Below are 21,417 nucleotides of genomic sequence, written 5' to 3' on the forward strand. Positions count from 1 at the left end.
TGAATTATCGAGATAGCAACCGACGGCTAGGGATGGAAAAGCAAGTCGGGATAAAAGCGATTAAATTCGATCAAGATGCCCGCCGTAAAGGTGAGCAGGGCCATGATTAAAACAGGAGCAGTCGATAAAAACTTAGTCAAACCTTCCATAAAATGAGTCTCCAAAAAGGGTCAGTAAACAAAAAAGTCTAGCGAGGTGAAGTCGGAACTTCAGAATCCTTAACCACCAATTGGCCGGAGGTAAATTCCCCCACAGCGGCGAGGGGCCAGAGGAAACCCGTCAGCATTTTGCTAATGGCCAGGGGCACATTGATTACCACTTCCTGCATTTCTGCATCTTTGCTATCCCGAATCGCAATCAGATAGGAGCGGCCGACCCAGCCAATCCAACCTGCAATATAAAGGAATAGAATGCTAGGAATGAGGAAGTCTCCCATATGACTAAAGCGGCCATCCACAATTAGGTGGGGATAACCTTCAGGGCCACAAAGAGCCGCAGAATAGCGTTCCGCCCGGATCTGTCCGGACTGGGGATCAGCGGTGGTATTGCGGAAGTTTTTGGCTTTTTGTTGGTAGGCGGGGTTCTCGCTACAGGGGGTCAGGTGAGAAAAGTCCTCCGCCGAAGCAGAAGGAGAAAAATTGAACCACAGCGTTAGGGCGAGAAGGAAAGCTAACAATTGTTTCATGAGAATTGTTTCCTTATTGTTATCAAAGACTAAGTTCTTTGGTTGAAAGAGCGAGCAATTCAGTGGCTGTCGATGTCATCTTACTCTGGGAAGCTTGTAGAGTAAAGATTGGCCCATCAAAATCGTCTTTTGTATCAAACTAGCAGACAATGGCAATTATTTTAGCAATCGAAACAAGTTGTGATGAAACTGCCGTAGCAATTGTAAAGAATCGTAACGTTTTAAGTGGCGTGGTAGCTTCCCAAATCCCGGCCCATCAAGTTTATGGGGGGGTTGTACCGGAATTAGCTTCCCGCCAACACTTGGCTCTGATTAATCCTTGCGTGGCCCAGGCCCTGACGGAATCCCAACGGACTTGGTCTGAGATTGATGCGGTTGCTGCTACGGCGGCGCCTGGCCTGGTGGGCTCTCTGATGGTAGGGGTAACTGCGGCCAAAACCTTGGCAATGCTCCACGCCAAACCATTTCTGGGAATCCACCACCTAGAAGGCCATATCTACGCCAGTTATCTCAGTCAGCCGGAGTTGATGCCGCCGTTCCTCTGTTTGTTGGTTTCTGGCGGCCATACAAGTCTCATCCACGTCCGGGGCTGTGGTCATTACGAACAACTGGGAACAACCCGGGACGATGCGGCGGGGGAGGCCTTTGACAAAGTGGCTCGTTTATTAGGGTTAGGCTATCCTGGAGGGCCAGCCATTGATCGCGCGGCCCAGCAGGGAAATCCCCAGGCCTTTGCATTGCCGGAAGGGCGTATTTCGCTACCGGAGGGGGGCTACCATCCCTACGACTCCAGCTTTAGTGGTTTGAAAACTGCGATGTTACGTTTAATCCAGCAACTCCAGGCTAAGTCTAATGGCCCTTTGCCCGTCAATGATTTAGCGGCCAGTTTTCAGGAAACCGTCGGTCGTTCCCTAGCCCAGAAAACCATCCGCTGTGCCCTAGACCATGGTCTAACCACTATTGCCATTGGCGGCGGGGTGGCGGCCAATAGCCGTTTACGCCACCATCTCCAGGCCCTGGCTCAGGAAAAAGATTTAAAGGTTTATTTTCCGCCCCTCAAGCTTTGTACCGATAATGCCGCCATGATTGCCTGTGCGGCGGCAGAACACTACGACCAAGGAGACCGCTCTTCCCTAACCCTAGGAGTTCAGTCTCGATTACCCATTCAGTCGGTTCAGCAACTTTATCTATAGCTTAAGACAGGAAAAATTGACAATATTTTCAAATCAACGTGAGCAGGTTAAGCTAAATTTAAGGCATAGCTAAAAGCCATTGATATTGATAGTTAGACTTTTAGATATTGATGCTTGGTTCTTGTGAATAACCCTCGTGTCATTGATCGGGAATGTTCTTGGAGCCTGGCCAATGGATCTGCAATCAAATAGCTTGCGGTGGACGTTATGCGTTTAGTGTTTCTATTTCCGTTGGCCCTAGGCCTTGCTATCGGGGCTATCTCCCAACAGTTAGCCGATGAGATTGCTTACCTAACCGGGGCCTTTGCCGTCCTTAACCTGCTGCTGAGCTTGATTCTAGCGCCTTGGCAAGTGCAAATTATCTTGCTCATTGCCGCCTTTTTTGTGGTTCGCTACCTTTGGCTCAAGACACAGGCCCGCACGGAGGAGGAGGAGGCCCAGACCAACCCAGGCCAGAAGGGAAACCGACAATACCGGGGAGTGAGCTACGACGACCAGTCTCGGACAATTAATTTAGACCCGGGCCAAACGGTTAGCCGACAGTATCGAGGCGTCAGTTACGAAGGCCCTACGGCGACGATTCCCCAGAAAAATTTGGTTCCCTCGGGTAAAGCCTCGTTATTGTCTCGTTGGGCCCTCAAGTACCGAGGGGCCAATTTAATGAGTCCTCCAGCAGCACCATCGGGCCAAGGGTCTAACGCCGAAGCCCAACAATCCTAGCCAAGCCCCCAGACAGATTGTCGGTGGAGAAAGGCCCAGCGTAGAGTGAAATGGTTCCTCATTGATTGCCATTATTGTGCTGGGTTTCTTGATTGTTCTGACCGCGGCTATTTTTTTCTGTTTTCAGAATGTGATTGTGCGGGTTTTGTTTACTCCCCAGACTTTGCTCGGTTTCTGGCCGACGGGTGGCTTTGTCTCCCCGACACTATATCACTCCCTTTTATTACTGCTCCTACGGATGGCAGTGGTAGTTCCCCTCATGGCAACGTTGGCCCGAGCTCTTTATCCCAAGACCTGGCAGGAAATTCGGTCTCTCTCTACCCAGCCTCAGCGTCCCTTATTGCTTCAGACCCTGGCCTGTGGCTTTTTGATGTTTTTATACTTGGTTTTGCTCTACATTGCCGTTGGTCTGATTCCCACGGGTATTGCCCTGACCCTCTTTTTTTCTTATCCCGTGTTTACGGCCCTGTTGGCCTGGTATCTCTTTGGCGACCGGCCTACGGCCCTGCGCTGGTCTGTTATGGGCCTGGTGTTAGTGGGGAGTGCCTTGACCGTGCCCCAGCGAGCATCGGGGGCCGTTAACTTGGGTTGGGGAGTGGCCATGGGCATTGCCTCTGGTCTAGCCTATGCGGGTTATACCGTTATTGCTCAAAAAAGCGTGGCTCATCTCCATCCAGTCCCCTTCACCTGGATCAGTTTTTTGACGACGCTGGTGCTGTCGGTCTTCTGCCTGAGTTTTTGGCCCCATCATGAAACCGCTTTACCCTGGTTGCCCCTCTGGATTGGGGGGTTTTGTTCGGCCCTGGTCACCTTTGTCGGTCATTTACTTCACAACTACGGCATTCGTCTGATCGGGGCCAGTCAGGCTGCTATTATCGGTGCTACTAATCCGGCCCTAACGGCGGTTTTGGCCTGGTTTACCATCCAGGAACGGCTCACCGTTTTGCAGGTCAGCGGTATTCTGTTGGTGACGTTGAGTGTGGCTCTACTCAGTCGGCGGCTGGAACCCCAGGCCCTTATGGATTGATCTCGTAGGACTGCCAAACTCCCTGAGCATATTCGTAGCAATGACGATGTTGGGGATTCCCCGTCAGTTCTAAGTGGTCAACGCTCGCGGGGTCGAGAAGCAGGAGACAAAAATGGGCCACAGGTTCAGGGGCCGTCTGGGGCGAAGGAAAGGAAAGTTCCGGGTTTCTGGGTTGACCAGGGGCCGGCCAGAGGAATTGGGCTTGGGCAGCACTGGATAATTTCTGCCAGGCCTGATGACGGGCCGCTTGCAGAGAAGCGTCGGCTGTTTGTTCGGTCACGAGGGCCAGGCGGCCATGGAAGCGAAATTGTTCACGGGTTTTGGGAAAGTACCAGCACACTTCCCCCCAGGCACAGTAGTCGATCTGAGCCGGTTTTGGGGAACGGGCATCGGTGACAAATTGGAGTTGGTTGCTGTCGCCTAAAAATCCCCGAAAAACGATGGTGCGATTGGCTGGGCGGCCATTGGGACGGACAGTGGCTAACTGTACATAACGAGCCTGGGGCAGACTCCGATGGCGGTGCTGGGCGCGGGCTAAGAGAGAACGCCAAGGTGCTAGATTGTCCATAGGCTTGATCCTAGCCCATTGTTTAACCCCCTCAATTTTTTGTCATGGCCCTGCTTTCACCCCTGCGTGTTCTGTTGGTTTCTACCTCGGTGGGGCCCCTGGGGTCGGGCCTCGGTGGCGGGGTCGAATTAACCCTCAAGAATTTTGCCCAGGCCCTGCGTCTCAAGGGCCATCGGCCGACGGTGTTGGCCCCCAAAGATTCAGTGCTGGAGGGGTTTGAACTCTATGAAGTTCCAGGTCAATGGCAAATTCCTCAGCAAACCCTAGATCCTCAGGCCCCCATGTGTCTACCGGACAATTCTGTCTTGGTGAATCTCTGGGAACAGGCTCGGGCGATGCAGACTCAGTATGACCTAATCGTTAACTTTGCCTACGATTGGTTGCCTTTTTATCTGACGCCATTTTTTCAACGGCCAGTGGCCCATTTGGTCAGTATGGGGTCTTTAACCGCCATGCTGGATCGGTTTCTGCATCACGTCAATGCAAACTTTCCCCAGGCGCTAGCCTTCCACAGCCAGAGCCAAGCTGGTACCTTTGGACTCAAATCAGCTCGCTGTATCGGTAATGCCCTAGATTTGGCCCTCTACCAATTTTGTCCCCAGCCCCAGGACTATCTTGCTTGGGTGGGACGGATTTCCCCCGAAAAGGGCCTGGAAGATGCCCTAGCGGCCTGTCAGACGACGGGCCAAGTTCTACGCATCTATGGCAAAGTCCAGGATGAATCCTATTGGCAGGCCCTCCAGGGCCAATTTCCCCAGGCCAGTGCATATTATCGGGGTTTTCTGAGTACAGAAGCCTTGCAAGCTGAACTGCGGCAAAGCCGGGCTTTGGTGATGACCCCCCGCTGGGTCGAGGCCTTTGGCAATGTGGTCATTGAGGCTATGGCCTGTGGCGTTCCGGTGGTGGCCTATCGTCGGGGCGGCCCCAGTGAAATTGTTCGGGAGGGCCAGACGGGCTTTCTGGTGGAACCGGATAATGTGATGGCCCTGGCAGAGGCCCTAAAGAGTATCGATCACATCGACCGCCAGGCCTGTCGTTGGCAGACGGAGCAGGACTATTCCCTGCCGGCCTTTGCAGAGCGTTTAGACACTTGGTTCCAAGCGATGTTGGCCGATGCCTGAACAAACACTCACTTATCCTGGAAGCGATGCCGGCTGGTTTGCTCGCCCCTGCCAGTACTGTTTCAGATCTTGACTGAGGTCGTTGGAGAGCAAAAAATTCCCTAACAAGTTAGGAAAGGCCATGCCCAGGAGCATCATGTCACTAAAATCCACCACAGCGCCCAAATTCACCACGGCCCCTAGAAAAATAAAAGCTAAGAATAAGACCTTGTAGAGGACTAAAGACGATTCACCAAATAAATAGGCCCAACAGCGCTCTCCGTAATAGCTCCAGGTGATCGTGGTTGAAAAGGCAAAGAGTAGAATCACGACGGCTAAAATGTAGGGAAACCAAATCACCACGGAACCAAAGGCCAGGGCCGCCAGGGCCGAGCCATCCACAACCTCCGGCAGATCAAAGCCGTAAACCCCTGTCGTTAAAATGACCAGGGCCGTCAAGTTACAAACTAGGACGGTATCGATCAGCGGCTCTAGCATGGCCACCAGGCCCTCTTGAATTGGATTATTGGTTTTTGCCACCGCATGGGCGATAGCCGCGGCCCCCAGACCAGCATTATTGGAAAAAGCACTGCGACGAAACCCCTGGACAAAGACCCCCAGTACGCCACCGGCAAGGGCCTGGGGAGCAAAGGCTTCTTGGCTAATCAGGGCCAGGGCCGGCAGAATGGCCGACAAACGCTGGCATAAAATCCAGGCCGCCATGGCAAAATACACAATCACCATCAAGGGAATCAGGCGACTCGTCACCTGCCCAATGCGACCAATGCCCCCCAGGATCACTAACCCCGTCAGTAGAGCAAACAGCAGACCGTAGAGCCAATCATAGCCCTGGAGGGCTGGTACAATTGTCACCAGGATGGCGTAGGATTGGTTAGCCTGAAACATATTGCCGCCGCCCAGGGCCGCTCCAATACCAAATCCCGAAAAAATAATGGCCAGGATCTGGCCCAGTGTTCCCCGGCCCTGTTCCCCTAAACCGAGGGAAAGATAGAACATTGGCCCGCCTCGAATCGTCCCTGAGGGGTCAATTTGCCGATACTTGACCCCTAGACTACATTCGACAAACTTATTGGCCATGCCCAGAATGGCCGCCACCGTCATCCAAAAAACGGCCCCTGGCCCCCCAGTTTGAATGGCAATGGCTACCCCTGCAATATTACCCAGACCAATACTGCCGGATAGGGCCGTGGTCAAGGCCTGGAAAGGCGTTACTTCCCCCTCGTGGGTCTCCTCCGCGCTGGAACGAAATCCGAGTCGCATCGCTTCTGCTAGGCCAAAAAGATTGACCAATCTAAGGCGCAGGCTAAAGAATAGGCCCCCGACTGCCAGCCAAAGAATAATGGCTGGAACACCACCAACGGAGAAAAACAGAATGGGCTCAAGGGCCGTGACCAGGAGCGAAAAGATGGCATCTAGCCACTCTGGTAAGCTTTGTAGGGAAGAGAGAAAGGACACTCGTCAGATAAGCCAGAATGAATTTTCTCTCACTATTATGTTCGACGATTGCTGTCAAAAGTCTTGCCCCAGTTAATCAATTCGTAGAGAAAGGAACGTCCTTAGCCTTGACAGTGGAGGTTGAAGAAAATGAAGATAGGGCTGCCACTGGGAGTTGTTTTGTTGATAGTAGCTCTCTTTTGGGTTGATACTCTGGCACTAAGTGCTTCAATACAGCCTGTAAATTTTCTAAATTTCTAGCTCTAGCAGCCTTGAGTAATTCGTTTAGAGCCGGTTCCAACTGTTCCCAGGGTACCGTAGCTTCCTGGGCTCCATAGATTTTAGGGTGACAGGTTTGTTTAACCTTGTCGTCTTGGATTAGTAACTCCTCATAGAGCTTTTCTCCAGGGCGCAGGCCGGTAATCTCAATATCAATATCTTTGCCGAGCACTAAACCACTCAATTCGATCATGTGCTTAGCAAGGTCATAAATTTTAACTGGCTCACCCATATCGAGCAAAAAGACCTCTCCCCCTGCGCCAATGGCCCCTGCCTGAATTACTAAACGAGCCGCCTCTGGAATAGACATAAAATAACGAGTGATCTCTGGATGAGTTAAGGTAATCGGCTGGCGTTTCTTAATCTGTTGCTGAAAGCGAGGCACAACCGAGCCCGTACTATTAAGCACATTCCCAAAACGTACCATTATAAAGCGAGTCCGCTGCTTAGGTAGCTGAGCAAAGGCTTGGAGAATTAATTCTGCAACCCGCTTGGTCGCCCCCATGATGTTAGTAGGGCGTACTGCTTTATCTGTAGAAATTAAAACGAAGGTTTCAACTTGGCATTGACTAGCTACCTGGGTACAGATCCAAGTCCCATAAACATTATTAATAATGCCCTGGGTAGGATTAATTTCCACGAGAGGCACATGTTTATACGCTGCTGCATGGTAAATGGTTTCAACAGAGTAGTCTATTAAAACCTGTTGTAGATGTTCTGCATCAGTAACAGAACCAAGGCAAGCCACACAGTTTAAATCAGGATAGCAATCTCGTAGCTCTATATCAATGGAATATAGGGCAAATTCATTGAGTTCAAATAAAATTAACTGCTTAGGTTTTTGTTGAGCAATTTGACGACAGAGTTCAGACCCAATTGATCCACCTGCTCCTGTAACTAAAACCACTTTATCAGTAATACTGCAACTTAGGAGTGTCGGATCGGGCAATACTTCAGGACGACCGAGAATATCAGTGATTTCAATATCTCGAACCTGGGTAATAGAGACTTTGCCGGAAATGAGTTCACTAAGGGTTGGGATAGTTTTGACCTTCAAGCCTTGAGCTGTTAACATGGAAACCACTGCTTGCTTACGCTGGGGGGAAGCAGAAGGGATTGCCAACAGCACCAAGTTAACAGAATAGTGTTGAGTGATTTGTGGTAATTTAACTGGATCAAAGATTTTGATGCCTTCAATGAAATGTCGCCAAAGCTGGGAATTATCATCGACAAACGCTACAACCTCAAAAACATTATCTAGCCGTAAAGATTGAGATAGTTGAAAACCTGCTTGACCCGCACCATAGATAATAACAGGCTGTCTCCAATCTTTTTGAAAAGCAATTTTTGTTTGAGTTAAATTAGAAGTAAAAAACTTATATAAAAACCAGCGAGCAATCAACCGAATCGCTACAATAAAGCAGAGGCTCAGTAAGAAATTGATAATTTCGATGGAACGGGGAAGTTGATGAAGACGGAGGAAGACATTAAAAGCAATAAAAATTCCTTCACTGGCCAATAGGGCCTTGAGAGATGTATAAATAAAAGCTGAGTGGGTGTATTTGAGAATTCCCCTATACACTCCCATCATTTGGAAGGTTATCAGCCGCAGGGGAATAATTAGAAAAATTACTAGATAATAACGTGTCAGTAAGTCTTTATTAAAAAGGGTTTCGGTAACAATAAAAAAGGAGAAATAGAACGCCACTAAAAATAGGACTGTATCTGTCCCATAAAGAATCAAGCGCTTCTGGGGTCTGGAAAGGTTAATAAAGGCTCTGAGTGTCTCTTTAAGAGAGACATATAAAAACATTTTGGTTTTCTTAAAAAATATTGTCAAAGACATAGAATAATAGCCCAATTTCTAGAAGGTTAGCAAATTAATTTTGCACAGAAGAATGTACTTTTTTTAGATAAAATTCTGTCACAGGAATCAAGAGTAAAATTAGTCCTACAGCAGCGAGTGCTCCCCACATTTTTCCGAGAAAAACTAATGCAGCAATGGTAATGGTTAACACGCCATAGGCTACCGTAACTTGAGCATGGGACCAGCCTGCCTGATGGAGACGCTGAAAGAGGTGAGAACGATGAGCTAGAAAAATATTTTCTCCACGACGTAGGCGGATAATGAGGGTATAAATGGTATCAGCAGTCACTGGCAAGGTAATGGCTAGGGCCGACCAAGCTAATTCTGTAGTAGGAGACTGGATCAGGGCAATTGCGACTACTGCCCCTAAAACGGTACTACCTACATCCCCCATAAAAATTTTCGCTGGTGACCAATTCCAATAAAGGAATCCCAACAAAGCGGCAATAAATAACCACCAGATAGGTTGATTTAAGAACAACGCAATAAAACTTAATTGGATCGTTGTAATAGTTGTGATAAATCCATCTAGTCCGTCCATAAAATTATAGAAATTTACTAAAGCAGTAAAACCAATTGCAGTCAATCCTAGAGCCAATAACAATCCTCCTATCCCCAAACTATCTAGCCAGGGTTGAGGGAAATTTCCGTAATGCCAAACAGTGAGTAGAGCAGAGGCTAATTGGATGGTATAACGTAGACCAGAGGGTAAGTTATAGCGGTCATCTAAAAATCCAACAATAGCTAGAGGAGTGATAACAAGAAATAAAAATAAATTTGGTGATAAGTTTATGTCAGGAAGCCAATTAATTAGCATTAATATAATTAGAAATGCCGCAGTAAAACCAATTCCTCCACCCCGAGGTGTTGGTACTTGATGGGAACTTCGTTCATTGGGGATATCGATTAAGCTTTTATTTAAAGCCAAAACTTGTACTCTCTTTGTTATCAACAAAGACATGGAAAAAGACAGAAGAAGAATGATCAAAAATGGTAGCTTCATTGGTTGGTATTAAGATGGTTTTTGTAAAGTCGAGGTTAACTAGAAGAGATGCATCTTCTCAATAAACCACCTAGAAAAAGCGATAATTTACTAGAGCTTGTCATTAATTAGAGGGAGCCAAGGTGTTTTTCTACTGTCTGCTATGCTTGCTCTGCCGATGCTGGTGTTATCTAATTTCAGCAGAGGAGATATCATAGATTGAAGAAACAAGTGTCAAACTACAGTGGGCGGGAGCAAGGTGATGACAGCTTTAATCGATGGGGGTTTAGCTTATTGCCAGCAGTTGATCCACCAAATCCATGTTGGTAGCGGGAAAATGGAGCAAATCGTAATTATTTCGGACGTTACTTGGCAGGATTACAATGCGCTACTCAATTTATTGAGTGATAATGCCCATGTTCTTTTGAAATACTTACGAGAAACGCTACAAATTATGTCCCCTAGCTATCGTCATGAATTTTATAAAGAAAACTTGGGTATTTTGCTTGAAGCTTACTTTCAAGAAAAAGGTATTCGCTTTTATTCCTTGGGCTCGACTACTTTGAGGTCTGAATTGACGCAACGGGGTATCGAGCCGGATAAATCTTACTGTTTAAGAAACCGCAAAAGTATTCCTGATTTAGCCATTGAAGTGGCGCTAACCAGTGGTGGTATTGATTCCCTGGAAATTTATCAGGCTTTAGGAGTGCCGGAGGTTTGGTTCTGGCAGAATCACCAACTTCAGGTTTATAGCTTGCAAGCTCAGAAGTACGAGAGGGTTACTCAAAGTGGGTTGTTACCCGACCTAGATCTGGCTTTACTGGCTAGCTATATTTCTTGGGAAGAGCCCTTTGATGCGGTGTTAGCTTTTCGGGAGCAGATTCGGGGTTGTTGACTGCGCCTCCCCTGTTCCCCTGCAGTCAGGGGGGGTTAGCGGATACGCAGGGTAAACCAATCGGCTGTTATTTTTAATCCCTCGTCTATCGTATAGGGTGGTTTCCAGTTGAGGGTGTTTCTGATCTTACTACTGTCCACTTGGAGAGAGCCAAGGAGTCTATTGGCGATGCCTGCTTTGCCAATACTCTTGGCAGCTAGTTTGAGGAGAGAGGGAGGAAAGGGTAAGAGTTTCGCGGGTTTGCCTAATGCCTGACCTAGCTGTCTAATCAGTTTGGGGGTGGAGAGGTCTTGGCCATCACTGACAATAAAGGTTTGATTTTTAGCCTTGGGATGCTCAATGCATGTGATGATGGCATCCACTAAATTACCGACGTAGAGCAGGCTACGGACATTATGAATAGAAGCGAAGGGAAGGGGCAAGCTTTTATTAACTAAAGCCAGTAGGCGTTCCATATTGCCCGGGTTGTTGGGGCCATAGACTAAAGTTGGGCGTAAAATTGTCCAGGTCATGTCTGACCCTTGGCAGAGTTGGATTAAGGATTGTTCGGCATCATGTTTACTGCGGCCATAGGGGGTATCAGGATTACAAGAGGTTTTCTCTGAGATAATGGTGTCGCTGAGGGTGGTTACAGCTCCAATGGAACTTATAAAAATAAAGTGTTTAACACCGGCAGAAATGGCTTGTTGAGCAAGGTTAACGGTGCCGTGGTGATTAACGTTTTGAAATTCAGCTTCTGGATCATCGGCTTGGTCGTTGAGTTGGTGGGCCCGAGCGGCAAGGTGAATAATTGTATTTGTATGCTCAAGGATGCTGGTAGGTAGGATATGGTTCAAGCCGGATATTAATTGACACTTCGTACCCTGGGGGAGTTTTTGCTGATCTTTGGGGCGGCGGATAGTGGCGGTAATAGTATAGTTTTGTTTTATTAGGTGTTGGCAGAGGGGCTGGCCGACAAACCCGGTGGCACCTGTGATCAAAACATTCATTGGTTTAGGGGTTAACTAATTTTTGTACATCTTATTGATACATCAAGAAAGACAAGGGGATTGATAGTACTGGATTTTAATGTTAATCTTGTTTCGTGGTTTTGTTCTATTGGATTACGGAAGATTTTTAGTTGCAAGTTGGATAAATACTACCAAACGCAAAATAACAATTAAGATTTTTATAAAATTAATGAATGGATTCTATTGTTTTAATGCTGATGGACAAAATGCCCAAAATCTTGGGCAAGTTAGCCAAATAATATTCTGTCAAATCTAGGAAAACTTGATTTCCCACCAATTTAAGGAATTTCCATACCGTTCCAGAGGTAACAACGCCATAAATTTCAGTGATTTTATTACCTTCTTGTTCATTAAAGCGTTGGGCGGCAATCATCTCTGCAATACACTGCCCTAGTCCACTATTTAAATCTTCTTTTTTTGCTTCCACTAGAGTGATAATGGGAGCTATTATCAATAACAATTCTCCTGAGTAACTGATTAAAAAATCACAATTGCCATTCAATCCTTGACTGGGATCAACAGTAAAATTGACGCCAGAAAAAATGCTGATGTGGTTTGCAAATTGTTTTCTTAAATCAATTAAAATTGGAGCAATAATCATCTCAGATCTGGATTTTTCGGTATTACTGGCTAGAGCGATCGCCAGGTTATCTTTAAGCGTTGCGGTGAGGAATGGACTTGGGTTTAGATCTGGAGTTTGCTCAAATAAGTCTGTTTGCTCAATTAGGTGCAACTGAAATGATTTTTTTACGGAGCTAAGGCTAAAATCGATGTAGGCCATTACTTTCTGTCTTGTTGACGTTCTCTCCGTCCTGAAGGACGGGGATTCTTCATTCAACGTCCAACCTTAACACCGCAGGATTGCTCCAACGATGCTAGAGGGTCAAACTCCTGAAGCGTAGATTCGGCCGCGCCCCGACCTATTTGTTCTAATCCTCGTCGCAGGATATTCCTGGCTGCATTCACGTCACGGTCTTCAACGTAACCGCAGTTAGAGCAGACATGAGTTCTAATACTCAAGGACTTCTTAACTGTAGCGCCACATTGCGAACAGTTCTGGCTGGTGTAATGCGGAGGTACCGCAACTGTTACCTTGCCGTACTTCCTACCAAAGTAATCCAACCATTGACAGAATGTTGTCCATCCTGCGTCACTAATCGACTTGGCTAGATGCCGATTACGTACCATGTTCTTTACATTTAAGTCTTCGTAGGCGACCAAATCGTTAGATTGGATTACGCAGTATGCAACACGCTTGCAATACTCTTTACGCTGCCTACTTACTTTTAAGTGTTTCCGAGCATATCGTTCTCTAGCCCTGTGATAGTTACGAGACTGGGGTTTTGCACCTTTGCGGTACTTCTTGGATTTTTGACGGTTAGCTCGGTTGAGTTGATGCTCCGCCTTACGGTAGAACTTCGGGGACTCCACTGTCTCACCATCACTGGTAGCAATGAAGTAGTTTAGTCCCAGGTCTATCCCCACCGTTTTGTGGGTCGGTTCAGACGGTACTTCAACCTTAACGGATATACAGAACTGACAGTAATAGCCATCTGCCCGTTTGACTAATCGCACCCGTTTAATTTGTGCCGGGTCGTAAAAGGCTAAATCCCAGGTGCCCACCAGCTTGAGCACACCGATGTTGTTCCCATCAGTGAACTCAATGTGTTTAGGGTCATGAAGCTTCCAGCCCGAGGTTTTATACTCCACTGAGCGGCAGTGCTTCTTGAATTTAGGAAATCCTTTCTTGCCTTTGACCTGCTTTTTACAGTTGTCGTAGAAGCGAGCAATGGCAGACCAGGCTCGTTCAGCGGCAGCCTGTCTAGCCATGGAGTTCAGAGCCTTGGCGAAGGGAAATTCCTGGGCCAACTCAGCGCAATATTTGTTGAGGTCGTAACGCCCTACCCCACGATTATCCATCCAGTAGCGTAGTGCTTTGTTGCGGACAAACTGGGCGGTGCGAATAGCCTCATCTATGCGCTGGTATTGAAGGTCTTTTCCTTTAAGTTTGAACTTAAGAACTATCATAGCTTCGACCCTGTGCCACAACTTTATGTTAATTTAGTCAACATAAAACTGCAAGTAGTCGAGTAAGGAATATCAAGGAAGTAAGGCGCATTGTCATCCCTGCCCTAAAGGGCAAGGTTTTCCGCGCCATCTTCGATAATGAGTGTTGCTACATGCCACGATTGGAAATCGGCTAGGGCTGATCAAATATCTGGGTTAGGGGCAAGGTGATGAGAGCCAGAAGGCTTACCATGACTCTAATTTAGGGTATGGGTTGCGTCATCAATCTGGGCAAAACAGCTCAATCGGGTAGAAATTGGTTGCTCAGCAATTCTTCTGGACTATAGGGGCAATGTTCAGGATAGCTGGACAGTCCCGTTTCTCGTTCGGCACTGATAACCGCTAGGGGATAGGCTGACAGGATGGACTCTGCTAAGCAGGGCTTAAGACTGGGGTTTTCTTGCAGTAGTTTGGCTAGCCGTAGTCGTTGTTCTTTGATGGTCAACTGCCAACTCCGAGATCTTAAATTGGGTTGGTATTGCCACTTCAGTAGGTGCATGATCAGCACTTCTAAGCGGCTGGCAAGCTGGCGTTTTTCTGAGCGACCCATTGTTTCGATTTCTTCAGCTAGATTCATCCAATCTAAACTACTCGTCTGTCGTTGTCGCAGTAGGTCTGCCTGCTGGCTAGCCCAGGCATAAAAGTCGGTCTCGTAATCGATTATCTGCATATTGTCTATCTCACCTCAGTAATGCCGCTAGGCACTGGTCTTTTGACGATGAATGTAACACTGAAACGCTTACTGGACTAAGACTTGAGCCTCCTACTTTTCTCTGACGCGAAAATCTGCTCTTAGCAAGGGATTAAGATGCTCATCCCTCTTTTGGAGACCAGTGCCAAAGTCGCCATGGTTGGATAATTAAGGGATATTTCTAGGATTTCAGTCAAGTATAATACCAGAGTTTATCTTATGTTTTGGTCATTATTGGCATAGGGAAGAATTCACTCTTGTCCAATATTAAAAATTTGCTCTGCGGTCAAGCGAAGTTCAGGAAAGCAGAGAGATTTAATCATATTTTGACCTTGAAATAGTTCAAAAACATACTCTCCTTCAACTAAATGAAAAACAGAGATAGTGGGTTGCTTTGGCTCACCGATATAACGTCTTCCACCTAATCCCAAGTAGTCAACAATCCAATATTCTTCGATGCCTAATTTTTCGTATTCTCCTAATTTCATTAAATAATCATCCTGCCAGTTTGTGCTGACCACCTCAATCGCTAATTTAATTGTGCTTCCTTCAATAATCGTTGATCGTTTTTCCCACAATAGTTCATTGTTTTTGACCGCATCATTATCTAGCACCATGACATCGGGAATATAGCCTGATTTATCTGTGTTTATTGCTTTGACTAATCCTTGACGGGGGATGAATAAGGGTAAATTTAAGCGCTTAATTTCAAAACCTATTTCCATCGAAAGAAAACCAGCAACTTGTTCGTGAGTACCCGTGGGTTGCATTTTGACAATGACTCCATTGTGTAATTCAAATCGCCCTTCATAGCCATCGGGATACCAATGCCAAAACGCTTCGAGGGTGATTAGATTTTTTTCTGGTTTTAGGTCACTATCTGTTTTCTCTTGGACAAACATGCTTGGTACCTCTTCGTTTTTTACTATTATAGCTGTGCTTTTAACTGCGCCAGCCTGTGCTTTGTCTCTACCATCGAAACAAGTCTTTGAGGGAAAGTTCTAAATTGGGAAAGGCTGGAGGGGAGATGACCCCGTCAGAGGAAACCTGCACCCTGGCATACTGGCCATTGACGGGATGATCAAAAATAAAGACCTGGCAGTGGCTCAGATCCGCGACCCAGTATTCTTTAAATGCCTTCGGCGGCATAAATCTGCTTCTTATCATTCAAATCAGAGGCTAAGGTGCTATTGGCGATCTCAATTAAACAGAAAATATCATCGGCTCTGGGATAGCGTTCTTTGTAGCCTTCCTGGGGAGGAACAACAATGGCAATATCGGGTTCTGGTTCTGAACGACTGAGGGTGATGGGATGAGACTCTCTGATTAATGCTATTCCTTTTAATTTTTGGCGTAGATAGTCGGCGCTTGTATGGTTCATATAGCTGTGCAAAGGACCTTCCGGGGGTATGGTGACGATGTTTCCCTCTAAAAGTTCTACGGCTGGATTATCACGGAATATTTTGAAGACATTTCATCTAAGGTAACGCAGGGGGGATTCGGCGATCGCCCTTGATTCTCCGTATTCTTGTAGGAAAGTAAGGAAATCGACCCCAATGATGGTTGACAATGGATTACATGGTATTAAAAATACCATTTTTGCTTAAGACTTTTTCATATATTGCCTCAATCTGGCGAACCATTTCTTTGCCATCAAATAGTCTTCTGGTCAAGACTTTTGCATTTTTTCCCAGTCGCTGACATTCTTGGGGATTATTTAAAAGGAAAACTAAGTGATTGGCTAATTGGTCTGTATCTTTAGCTTCAAACAGAAGTCCTGTCTCGTTATGATGAACAATTTCTGGAATACCATAAATGTTAGGGACAACAACAGGAATCCCCATGAGCATTGCTTCTGTCATGGCCCGTCCTAATCCTTCCCATAGGGAAGAAAGAGCAAAGATATTAGTAATATTTAAAATGACGGGTACATCGTCTCTAGAGCCTAAAAATTTAACGTTTAGTTCAATATTTAATGCTTTGATTTGATTTCTTAGAGATTCTTCTAATTCCCCCTCTCCCACAAGCAATAAGATGGTATCAGGGAATTTTTCTAAAACTTGAGCAAAGGCAGTAATTAAATAATAGGGGGCTTTTTGTTTGTCTAAACGTCCTACCATCGTAATGATTTTAGTCTCCGGGATAATGTTTAGCTCTTGCTTGAGGGAATTATAGTCAAAGGTTTGATCTAATTTGTCAAAGTCAATACCACTATAGATAGTTTGGGCGTTATCTTGATTAACAATACCTAGTTGTAAGGCTTCTTTTCGGTTTAGCTCGCATACAGTGATGAGAAAATTAGTTTTTTGGGCAATTTTTTTCTCAATGGTAATAAATAACTGTTTTTTCCACGGGGGCATGAAGTCATGAAAAGGGAAGCCATGAATGGTGTGAACTACTGGAATTTTACAATAGTTAGCGGCCAGTCTACCCAAGATACCGGCCTTGGAGCTATGGGTATGAACTATATCAATTTTTTCTTTTTTGAGAATAGCAACAATATCCCAAAAAGCTTGCCAATCTTTAAAGGGTGAAATAGGATTAACTAAACTAGAAATAGGATAAAAGCAATCACTATAATTTTTCGCCCTATCTAGCCAAATACCATCAGGATTACTTGCTAAAGAAATATGATAGAAGGCGCGATCGTGATTTTTGACAGTAAGAAGAGTATTATCTTGAGCTCCCCCTACTACCAAACGAGTTATGATATGTAATATCTTTTTTTTCATATTATCTCTTGTTCAAGAAATATTTTTATCATGATCATTAACAATAGACTTGAAAAAACTTTCTCTTTTATTAAAAAAAATAGTATTTGGTGGAATATTACTTTTTACGAGAGACCCTGCACCAATCACAGAATTTTTTCCGATATAAGTACCTTTCAAAATAATCGTCCCTGAACCAATCCAAACATTATCCTCAATAATAATTTCTTTTTTAGAAAAACCTTGAGATTGGAATAATCCTTCTTCTTTAAAATTATGGTCATGATCGTAAAGTAAGACATTCTCTCCAAAAATACAACCTTCACCAATTTCAATTTTATAATGACAATTAATGGAGCAACCTCGATTGAAAAAGACCTGATTTCCGAGAATTAAAGAACCATCATTGATATTAATTGAAGCATCTTTTCTTAAAATTAATCTTCCTTTTATTTCAAATAAAGCATTCTCACCGGTAAGAATTAATTCACAACGAGGGCCAGCAAAAACTTTCATAAAATTATGAATTTGCACTTGCTTTTGATAAAGTATCTTCCATAGACCTAGAGTTAAAAAAGAAGCAGGTACATTGATATAGCGTAAATTCATTGCAGAAAATTGCGGAAACATTAATTGAACTGATTTTATACAGAAATGTTGAATGGTTTCTTTGAACTATCAAGGAATAGACACAACGATTCTGTAAAAGCCCACATTCAACAACCTACCACTAACTCTCTCAGCCAGTGTACATAACTTATTTTTTCACACATAAATGCCTGTAAATACCTTAGTTTATCTAATAATGATTCCCCAAACTCTTTCGGAATTCTTACCAATCTCAACATCCCATACCCAATCAGGCAACAATAAATCTGAATCTCTATTCCATTTGTATTCTTAGTGATTAGCCTGTCCAATTTTAGGTGCATTTTTAAAAACTTCCATAATAGTTCTATTTGCCAGCGCAATCGATAGAATTCAGCGATTTCTTCATTGCTTACTCCTCCCTCTCCCTCTTCTGGTAAATTTGTCACTAACCTGAACTCTGTCCTTTCTTCTCTATCGCTAAACACTACTCCTCTTCCTTCTACCTTTTTTTCCCCAGTTCCTATTTCATATTTTCCATTGTCCAGCATTTTTAAGCTTATATTATTCTTTATTCTCAACAAAAAATAACGCTCTTTCTTTTCTTGCAGTTTAGCTATTCTTTCTAGACTACAAAATCCTCTATCCATTATCCCAACTCCATTCTCTGGCGTTGCTTCTATCGTTTCATTTCCATATTTACTATCATGCCCTTGACCAAAATTAATCACTATTCCCCCTGGGACTCCTGTTTCTAAATCAATTCCACTAAATAGTTTTACCTGATGATGTCCTTGTCGCCATAACAACTTGCTGGTTAACGATATCACTGTTGAGTCCAGCGGAAACAAAACTAGTCCCCTTGTTTTCTTTTTTTGAGAAACTTCTACTTCTTGTTTTAGCTTTTCCCATATTTCTTTAAAAATCTTTAGGTTTCTCTTTTTACTTGCTTTTGAGAAGGTCGATATATCTACTGACTCTCCTCTCGCGTTTAGTCTCTTGAATTGACTTCTCATGCTTGTTTGGCTTTGGTCTAGTACGAAACTTAGCCAAATTGAGACAAACTTAAAGGTGTCCAGTTCTGGATAATCATTTTTGGACAAGTGACCCAGATACTTTTTCACAACTTGAGGAAAGTTTGATATAATCATCTTTAGTTATTTTAGATTTTATGCCCCTATTCTACAAGATTAGGGGTTTTATTTTTTTGATTTTCTTCTAACATTCAACACTTCTGGATTTTATACTTATTTATTTGACAAAGCCTGACACTCTTTTTTTTGACCAATTCCAAACCGGAAGCTCTATGTATAGATAAGCCAAGATACTTAGTACCAATGATAGGAAAACTATCAAATACATCGTTAAAGTTGATCCCAAAATAATTTCTAATTTTATTAAAAATAAAATTTTTACAAATAAAAATAATGCAGGATAATGAACCAAGTAAATAGAATAGGATGCATCTCCTAAGAATTTCAAGAAGGAACCAGGCTTAAAACTGGTCAGATATTCCATGATAGTTGATACATATAACAAAATACTTACAACACAACTATACCAGAAAATCATTAGTATTTTATTTTTATAAATAAAACTTAGACTATCAGGAGATATCAAAAAAATAAATAGGAAAATAATACTCAGAACAGAAAAAATTAATTTTGCACTATTTATTTGTTTAATAGTTTTATGTTTGTTTTTTCTCTTATTTTCATTTAGCAAGTATTTATGAGCTAAAAAAGCTGATACACAACCCGCAAAAAATTCTAGATTAAATCTACTAAATATAAAAGAAAGTAAGAAGTTAGAATCAAGAATGGTTTGATAGGTTCTGTACTTATAATCCCAAGTTCCAGCAAAGTCAAAAAAAGCTTTATATAAACTACCAAAAACAATGGTTAAAAAAATTGCACGAGCTATTTTAGAGTTCCAGTAATAAATTAATAATGCCGCTAAAATATAAAAATATAATTCATGGGTCAGAGTCCAAGCTGGACTTAATAAAGGTAATTTTTCTTGAGGAACCAAGAGAAAAGAATTAATTAGGTACCACCAGTCTCCGTTAAAAGATTTCTCTTCAGAAATTGATAAAAAGAAAAATGGTAGACAAAGAATAGTAATAACCCAGTAAATAGGATAAATTCTTATTATTCTTTTGATAGCAAAAGACCTTACTTTGTGTGATTGTCCTATATCTTTAATGTGAACAAACAGTAAAATGAATCCACTTAAAACAAAAAAAAAGTCAACACCTATACCACCTTGTGCAAAAATTCCTCCTATAAAGTTCTGACCAAATTTATTTTGGGAAATTAGAGTTGCATGGCGAGTAACAACTAGTACTGCTGCCAGTCCTCTAAATGCTTGAATTGTTAAAAGTTGTCTTCTCATTCTACCTATTTTATTAAATGCTACCTTTAACTTTAACGCATTAATCCTAAAATAATCCACATGTTAGTATCCCTGAATAATTGATGAGTTATTGAGTACAAAACTAAAGAAAAAATACTAGACCAAGCAAGAAAATTAATATTTCTTTTAAGTCGAAACAGGACAAATAAAGTAAAAAAAATGAAAGAAAACACTCCGCTGATGACTATTAAAGAAGGAAAAAGGGAATGAATCTCAAAAGTCTCTCCTAAACGTTGATAATATCGATAATAGCCTATACCTGTAAACCAATCTATCCAAGTTAGTTTTGTGATTAAATAAATATTTCTCCCATGCCACAGATCACTATCACTTTCATTTACAGATGATTCTATTCTTTGATTTGTAAAATCTAAAGCATTGGAAAAAATATTGATAAATTTTTCTACTTGCTCAGGAAACATAAATAATACAACGGAAGCCATTACCAGTATTATCAGTATGTATAAAGACTTGTTTTTAAGAAATTCAAATAACAAGAACAAATTTCTTTTAATATTAAAAATTAGCGAAAATGCAACTGAAATGATGATAGGTATCCCCCCTACCAAAGCGGCTTTTGAGCCAGTTTGTATTGCTGGAGTTATCAGCAAAGCAAAAATAAGAATAGTCTTCCAAGAAACAAGATTACTTTTACTAAAGAGAATACTTATTATCAATAGGCTTAAGATATGAGAACCAAATTGATTTGGATTATTCATAAATCCACTTCCTCGTAAACCTTGTTGAACATAAGTAGAAATAAAGTCAATGAAAGCACATAGTAAACAAGAATTGAGGAACATAGGATAAGTACTTATTTCTTTAGAAAAGAAATTAAATGATAAATAAATAGCTAAGTTAAATATTATATAAGCAATACCCAAAAAAGCACCCCAAAAAGTTACATCTGGATAAAATCTTAAAGAATAAATATTAGCAATGATAAAACAAGAAAGAAAGCCTATTAAGAATTTTCGAGCAAATAATTGTTGAGTTAAAAATTTTAAAATTTTAGGATTAACTATCAGGAAAATAAATCCAATTAGCGATAAAAAATCTGTAGGTTGAGGTAAGCCGCTAGGAAAAAAATAACAGGAGGATAAAATAATAGATAGACACAAAAAAAGGGCCGCTATTTTAGCACTAGATGCCATGATAGAATTC

23 protein-coding genes are annotated in these 21,417 nt (G+C 43.2%); 5 read left to right on the top strand and 18 right to left on the bottom strand.

Annotated elements, in window-relative coordinates:
* Window positions 1-26: 26 nt before the first annotated feature.
* Both psaJ and ABXS88_RS06590 read right to left on the bottom strand, forming a co-directional pair.
* Window positions 27-149 carry a photosystem I reaction center subunit IX gene (gene psaJ / locus ABXS88_RS06585; RefSeq protein ID WP_353674386.1) on the bottom strand — a complete coding sequence of 41 codons (123 nt, stop codon included), beginning with the start codon at window positions 147-149 and terminating at the stop codon, window positions 27-29.
* Between the two features lie 38 nt (window positions 150-187).
* Entirely contained in the window at window positions 188-685 is a 498-nt protein-coding gene (locus ABXS88_RS06590; RefSeq protein WP_353674387.1) for a Photosystem I reaction center subunit III, read from the bottom strand.
* A gap of 149 nt (window positions 686-834) precedes the next feature.
* Here ABXS88_RS06590 and tsaD point away from each other — a divergent pair, with 149 nt between their 5' ends.
* From tsaD to ABXS88_RS06605, 3 genes are all read left to right on the top strand, one after another.
* A complete protein-coding gene (gene tsaD, locus ABXS88_RS06595; RefSeq protein ID WP_353674388.1) occupies window positions 835-1,878 on the top strand; it encodes a tRNA (adenosine(37)-N6)-threonylcarbamoyltransferase complex transferase subunit TsaD in 1,044 nt (347 codons plus the stop codon).
* A gap of 207 nt (window positions 1,879-2,085) precedes the next feature.
* Entirely contained in the window at window positions 2,086-2,598 is a 513-nt protein-coding gene (locus ABXS88_RS06600) for a DUF4278 domain-containing protein (RefSeq protein ID WP_353674389.1), read from the top strand.
* Between the two features lie 61 nt (window positions 2,599-2,659).
* A complete protein-coding gene (locus ABXS88_RS06605; protein ID WP_353674390.1) occupies window positions 2,660-3,625 on the top strand; it encodes a DMT family transporter in 966 nt (321 codons plus the stop codon).
* Here ABXS88_RS06605 and ABXS88_RS06610 read toward each other — a convergent pair.
* Window positions 3,615-4,193 (bottom strand): Npun_F5749 family FMN-dependent PPOX-type flavoprotein, encoded by a 579-nt coding sequence (locus ABXS88_RS06610; RefSeq protein ID WP_353674391.1) that lies wholly within the window; start codon window positions 4,191-4,193, stop codon window positions 3,615-3,617. The two genes, ABXS88_RS06605 and ABXS88_RS06610, sit on opposite strands and share 11 nt — an antisense overlap.
* Window positions 4,194-4,237: 44 nt before the next feature.
* Between ABXS88_RS06610 and ABXS88_RS06615 the strand changes: the two genes are divergently transcribed.
* Window positions 4,238-5,314 carry a glycosyltransferase family 4 protein gene (locus tag ABXS88_RS06615; protein WP_353674392.1) on the top strand — a complete coding sequence of 359 codons (1,077 nt, stop codon included), beginning with the start codon at window positions 4,238-4,240 and terminating at the stop codon, window positions 5,312-5,314.
* Window positions 5,315-5,326: 12 nt separating this feature from the next.
* Here ABXS88_RS06615 and ABXS88_RS06620 read toward each other — a convergent pair whose 3' ends face one another.
* The 3 genes from ABXS88_RS06620 to ABXS88_RS06630 all read right to left on the bottom strand — a co-directional run bounded on the left by ABXS88_RS06620 (window position 5,327) and on the right by ABXS88_RS06630 (window position 9,897).
* Window positions 5,327-6,769 (bottom strand): alanine/glycine:cation symporter family protein, encoded by a 1,443-nt coding sequence (locus ABXS88_RS06620; RefSeq protein WP_353674393.1) that lies wholly within the window; start codon window positions 6,767-6,769, stop codon window positions 5,327-5,329.
* Between the two features lie 76 nt (window positions 6,770-6,845).
* The gene (locus ABXS88_RS06625) at window positions 6,846-8,840 is read right to left on the bottom strand and encodes a nucleoside-diphosphate sugar epimerase/dehydratase (protein ID WP_353674394.1); all 1,995 of its coding nucleotides are present in this window, start codon (window positions 8,838-8,840) and stop codon (window positions 6,846-6,848) included.
* A gap of 67 nt (window positions 8,841-8,907) precedes the next feature.
* Window positions 8,908-9,897, bottom strand: a complete 990-nt coding sequence (locus ABXS88_RS06630) for a glycosyltransferase family 4 protein (protein WP_353674395.1) — start codon at window positions 9,895-9,897, stop codon at window positions 8,908-8,910.
* Between the two features lie 241 nt (window positions 9,898-10,138).
* Here ABXS88_RS06630 and ABXS88_RS06635 point away from each other — a divergent pair, with 241 nt between their 5' ends.
* Complete coding sequence (locus ABXS88_RS06635; RefSeq protein ID WP_353674396.1) at window positions 10,139-10,771, top strand: Uma2 family endonuclease; 633 nt, start codon at window positions 10,139-10,141, stop codon at window positions 10,769-10,771.
* A 35-nt stretch (window positions 10,772-10,806) separates the two neighbouring features.
* On the opposite strand, the gene ABXS88_RS06640 is transcribed toward ABXS88_RS06635, so the two are convergent.
* The 12 genes from ABXS88_RS06640 to ABXS88_RS06695 form a co-directional block, all read right to left on the bottom strand.
* Complete coding sequence (locus ABXS88_RS06640; RefSeq protein ID WP_353674397.1) at window positions 10,807-11,760, bottom strand: SDR family oxidoreductase; 954 nt, start codon at window positions 11,758-11,760, stop codon at window positions 10,807-10,809.
* A gap of 187 nt (window positions 11,761-11,947) precedes the next feature.
* Window positions 11,948-12,562 carry a hypothetical protein gene (locus ABXS88_RS06645; RefSeq protein WP_353674398.1) on the bottom strand — a complete coding sequence of 205 codons (615 nt, stop codon included), beginning with the start codon at window positions 12,560-12,562 and terminating at the stop codon, window positions 11,948-11,950.
* Between the two features lie 53 nt (window positions 12,563-12,615).
* Window positions 12,616-13,809: a transposase gene (locus tag ABXS88_RS06650; protein WP_353674399.1), complete on the bottom strand. Its 1,194-nt coding sequence runs from the start codon at window positions 13,807-13,809 to the stop codon at window positions 12,616-12,618.
* Window positions 13,810-14,089: 280 nt separating this feature from the next.
* Window positions 14,090-14,518, bottom strand: coding sequence for a DUF29 domain-containing protein (locus ABXS88_RS06655; RefSeq protein ID WP_353674400.1), 429 nt, complete (start codon window positions 14,516-14,518; stop codon window positions 14,090-14,092).
* A 272-nt stretch (window positions 14,519-14,790) separates the two neighbouring features.
* A complete protein-coding gene (locus ABXS88_RS06660; RefSeq protein WP_353674401.1) occupies window positions 14,791-15,441 on the bottom strand; it encodes a Uma2 family endonuclease in 651 nt (216 codons plus the stop codon).
* Window positions 15,442-15,508: 67 nt separating this feature from the next.
* Window positions 15,509-15,688 carry a Uma2 family endonuclease gene (locus ABXS88_RS06665; RefSeq protein ID WP_353674402.1) on the bottom strand — a complete coding sequence of 60 codons (180 nt, stop codon included), beginning with the start codon at window positions 15,686-15,688 and terminating at the stop codon, window positions 15,509-15,511.
* Window positions 15,669-16,001 (bottom strand): Uma2 family endonuclease, encoded by a 333-nt coding sequence (locus tag ABXS88_RS06670; RefSeq protein ID WP_353674788.1) that lies wholly within the window; start codon window positions 15,999-16,001, stop codon window positions 15,669-15,671. Before ABXS88_RS06670 ends, ABXS88_RS06665 begins: the two co-directional genes overlap by 20 nt.
* A gap of 112 nt (window positions 16,002-16,113) precedes the next feature.
* Window positions 16,114-17,271, bottom strand: coding sequence for a glycosyltransferase family 4 protein (locus ABXS88_RS06675; RefSeq protein WP_353674403.1), 1,158 nt, complete (start codon window positions 17,269-17,271; stop codon window positions 16,114-16,116).
* 12 nt (window positions 17,272-17,283) lie between these two features.
* Window positions 17,284-17,859, bottom strand: coding sequence for an acyltransferase (locus ABXS88_RS06680; RefSeq protein WP_353674404.1), 576 nt, complete (start codon window positions 17,857-17,859; stop codon window positions 17,284-17,286).
* 107 nt (window positions 17,860-17,966) lie between these two features.
* Entirely contained in the window at window positions 17,967-18,986 is a 1,020-nt protein-coding gene (locus ABXS88_RS06685) for an IS4 family transposase (protein WP_353674789.1), read from the bottom strand.
* A gap of 103 nt (window positions 18,987-19,089) precedes the next feature.
* Entirely contained in the window at window positions 19,090-20,292 is a 1,203-nt protein-coding gene (locus tag ABXS88_RS06690) for an acyltransferase (RefSeq protein WP_353674405.1), read from the bottom strand.
* On the bottom strand, window positions 20,265-21,407 hold the full coding sequence (locus ABXS88_RS06695; RefSeq protein ID WP_353674406.1) for a hypothetical protein: 1,143 nt from the start codon (window positions 21,405-21,407) through the stop codon (window positions 20,265-20,267). Before ABXS88_RS06695 ends, ABXS88_RS06690 begins: the two co-directional genes overlap by 28 nt.
* Window positions 21,408-21,417 lie beyond the last annotated feature (10 nt).

Source organism: Synechocystis sp. LKSZ1 (assembly GCF_040436315.1).
GTDB lineage: Bacteria > Cyanobacteriota > Cyanobacteriia > Cyanobacteriales > Microcystaceae > Synechocystis.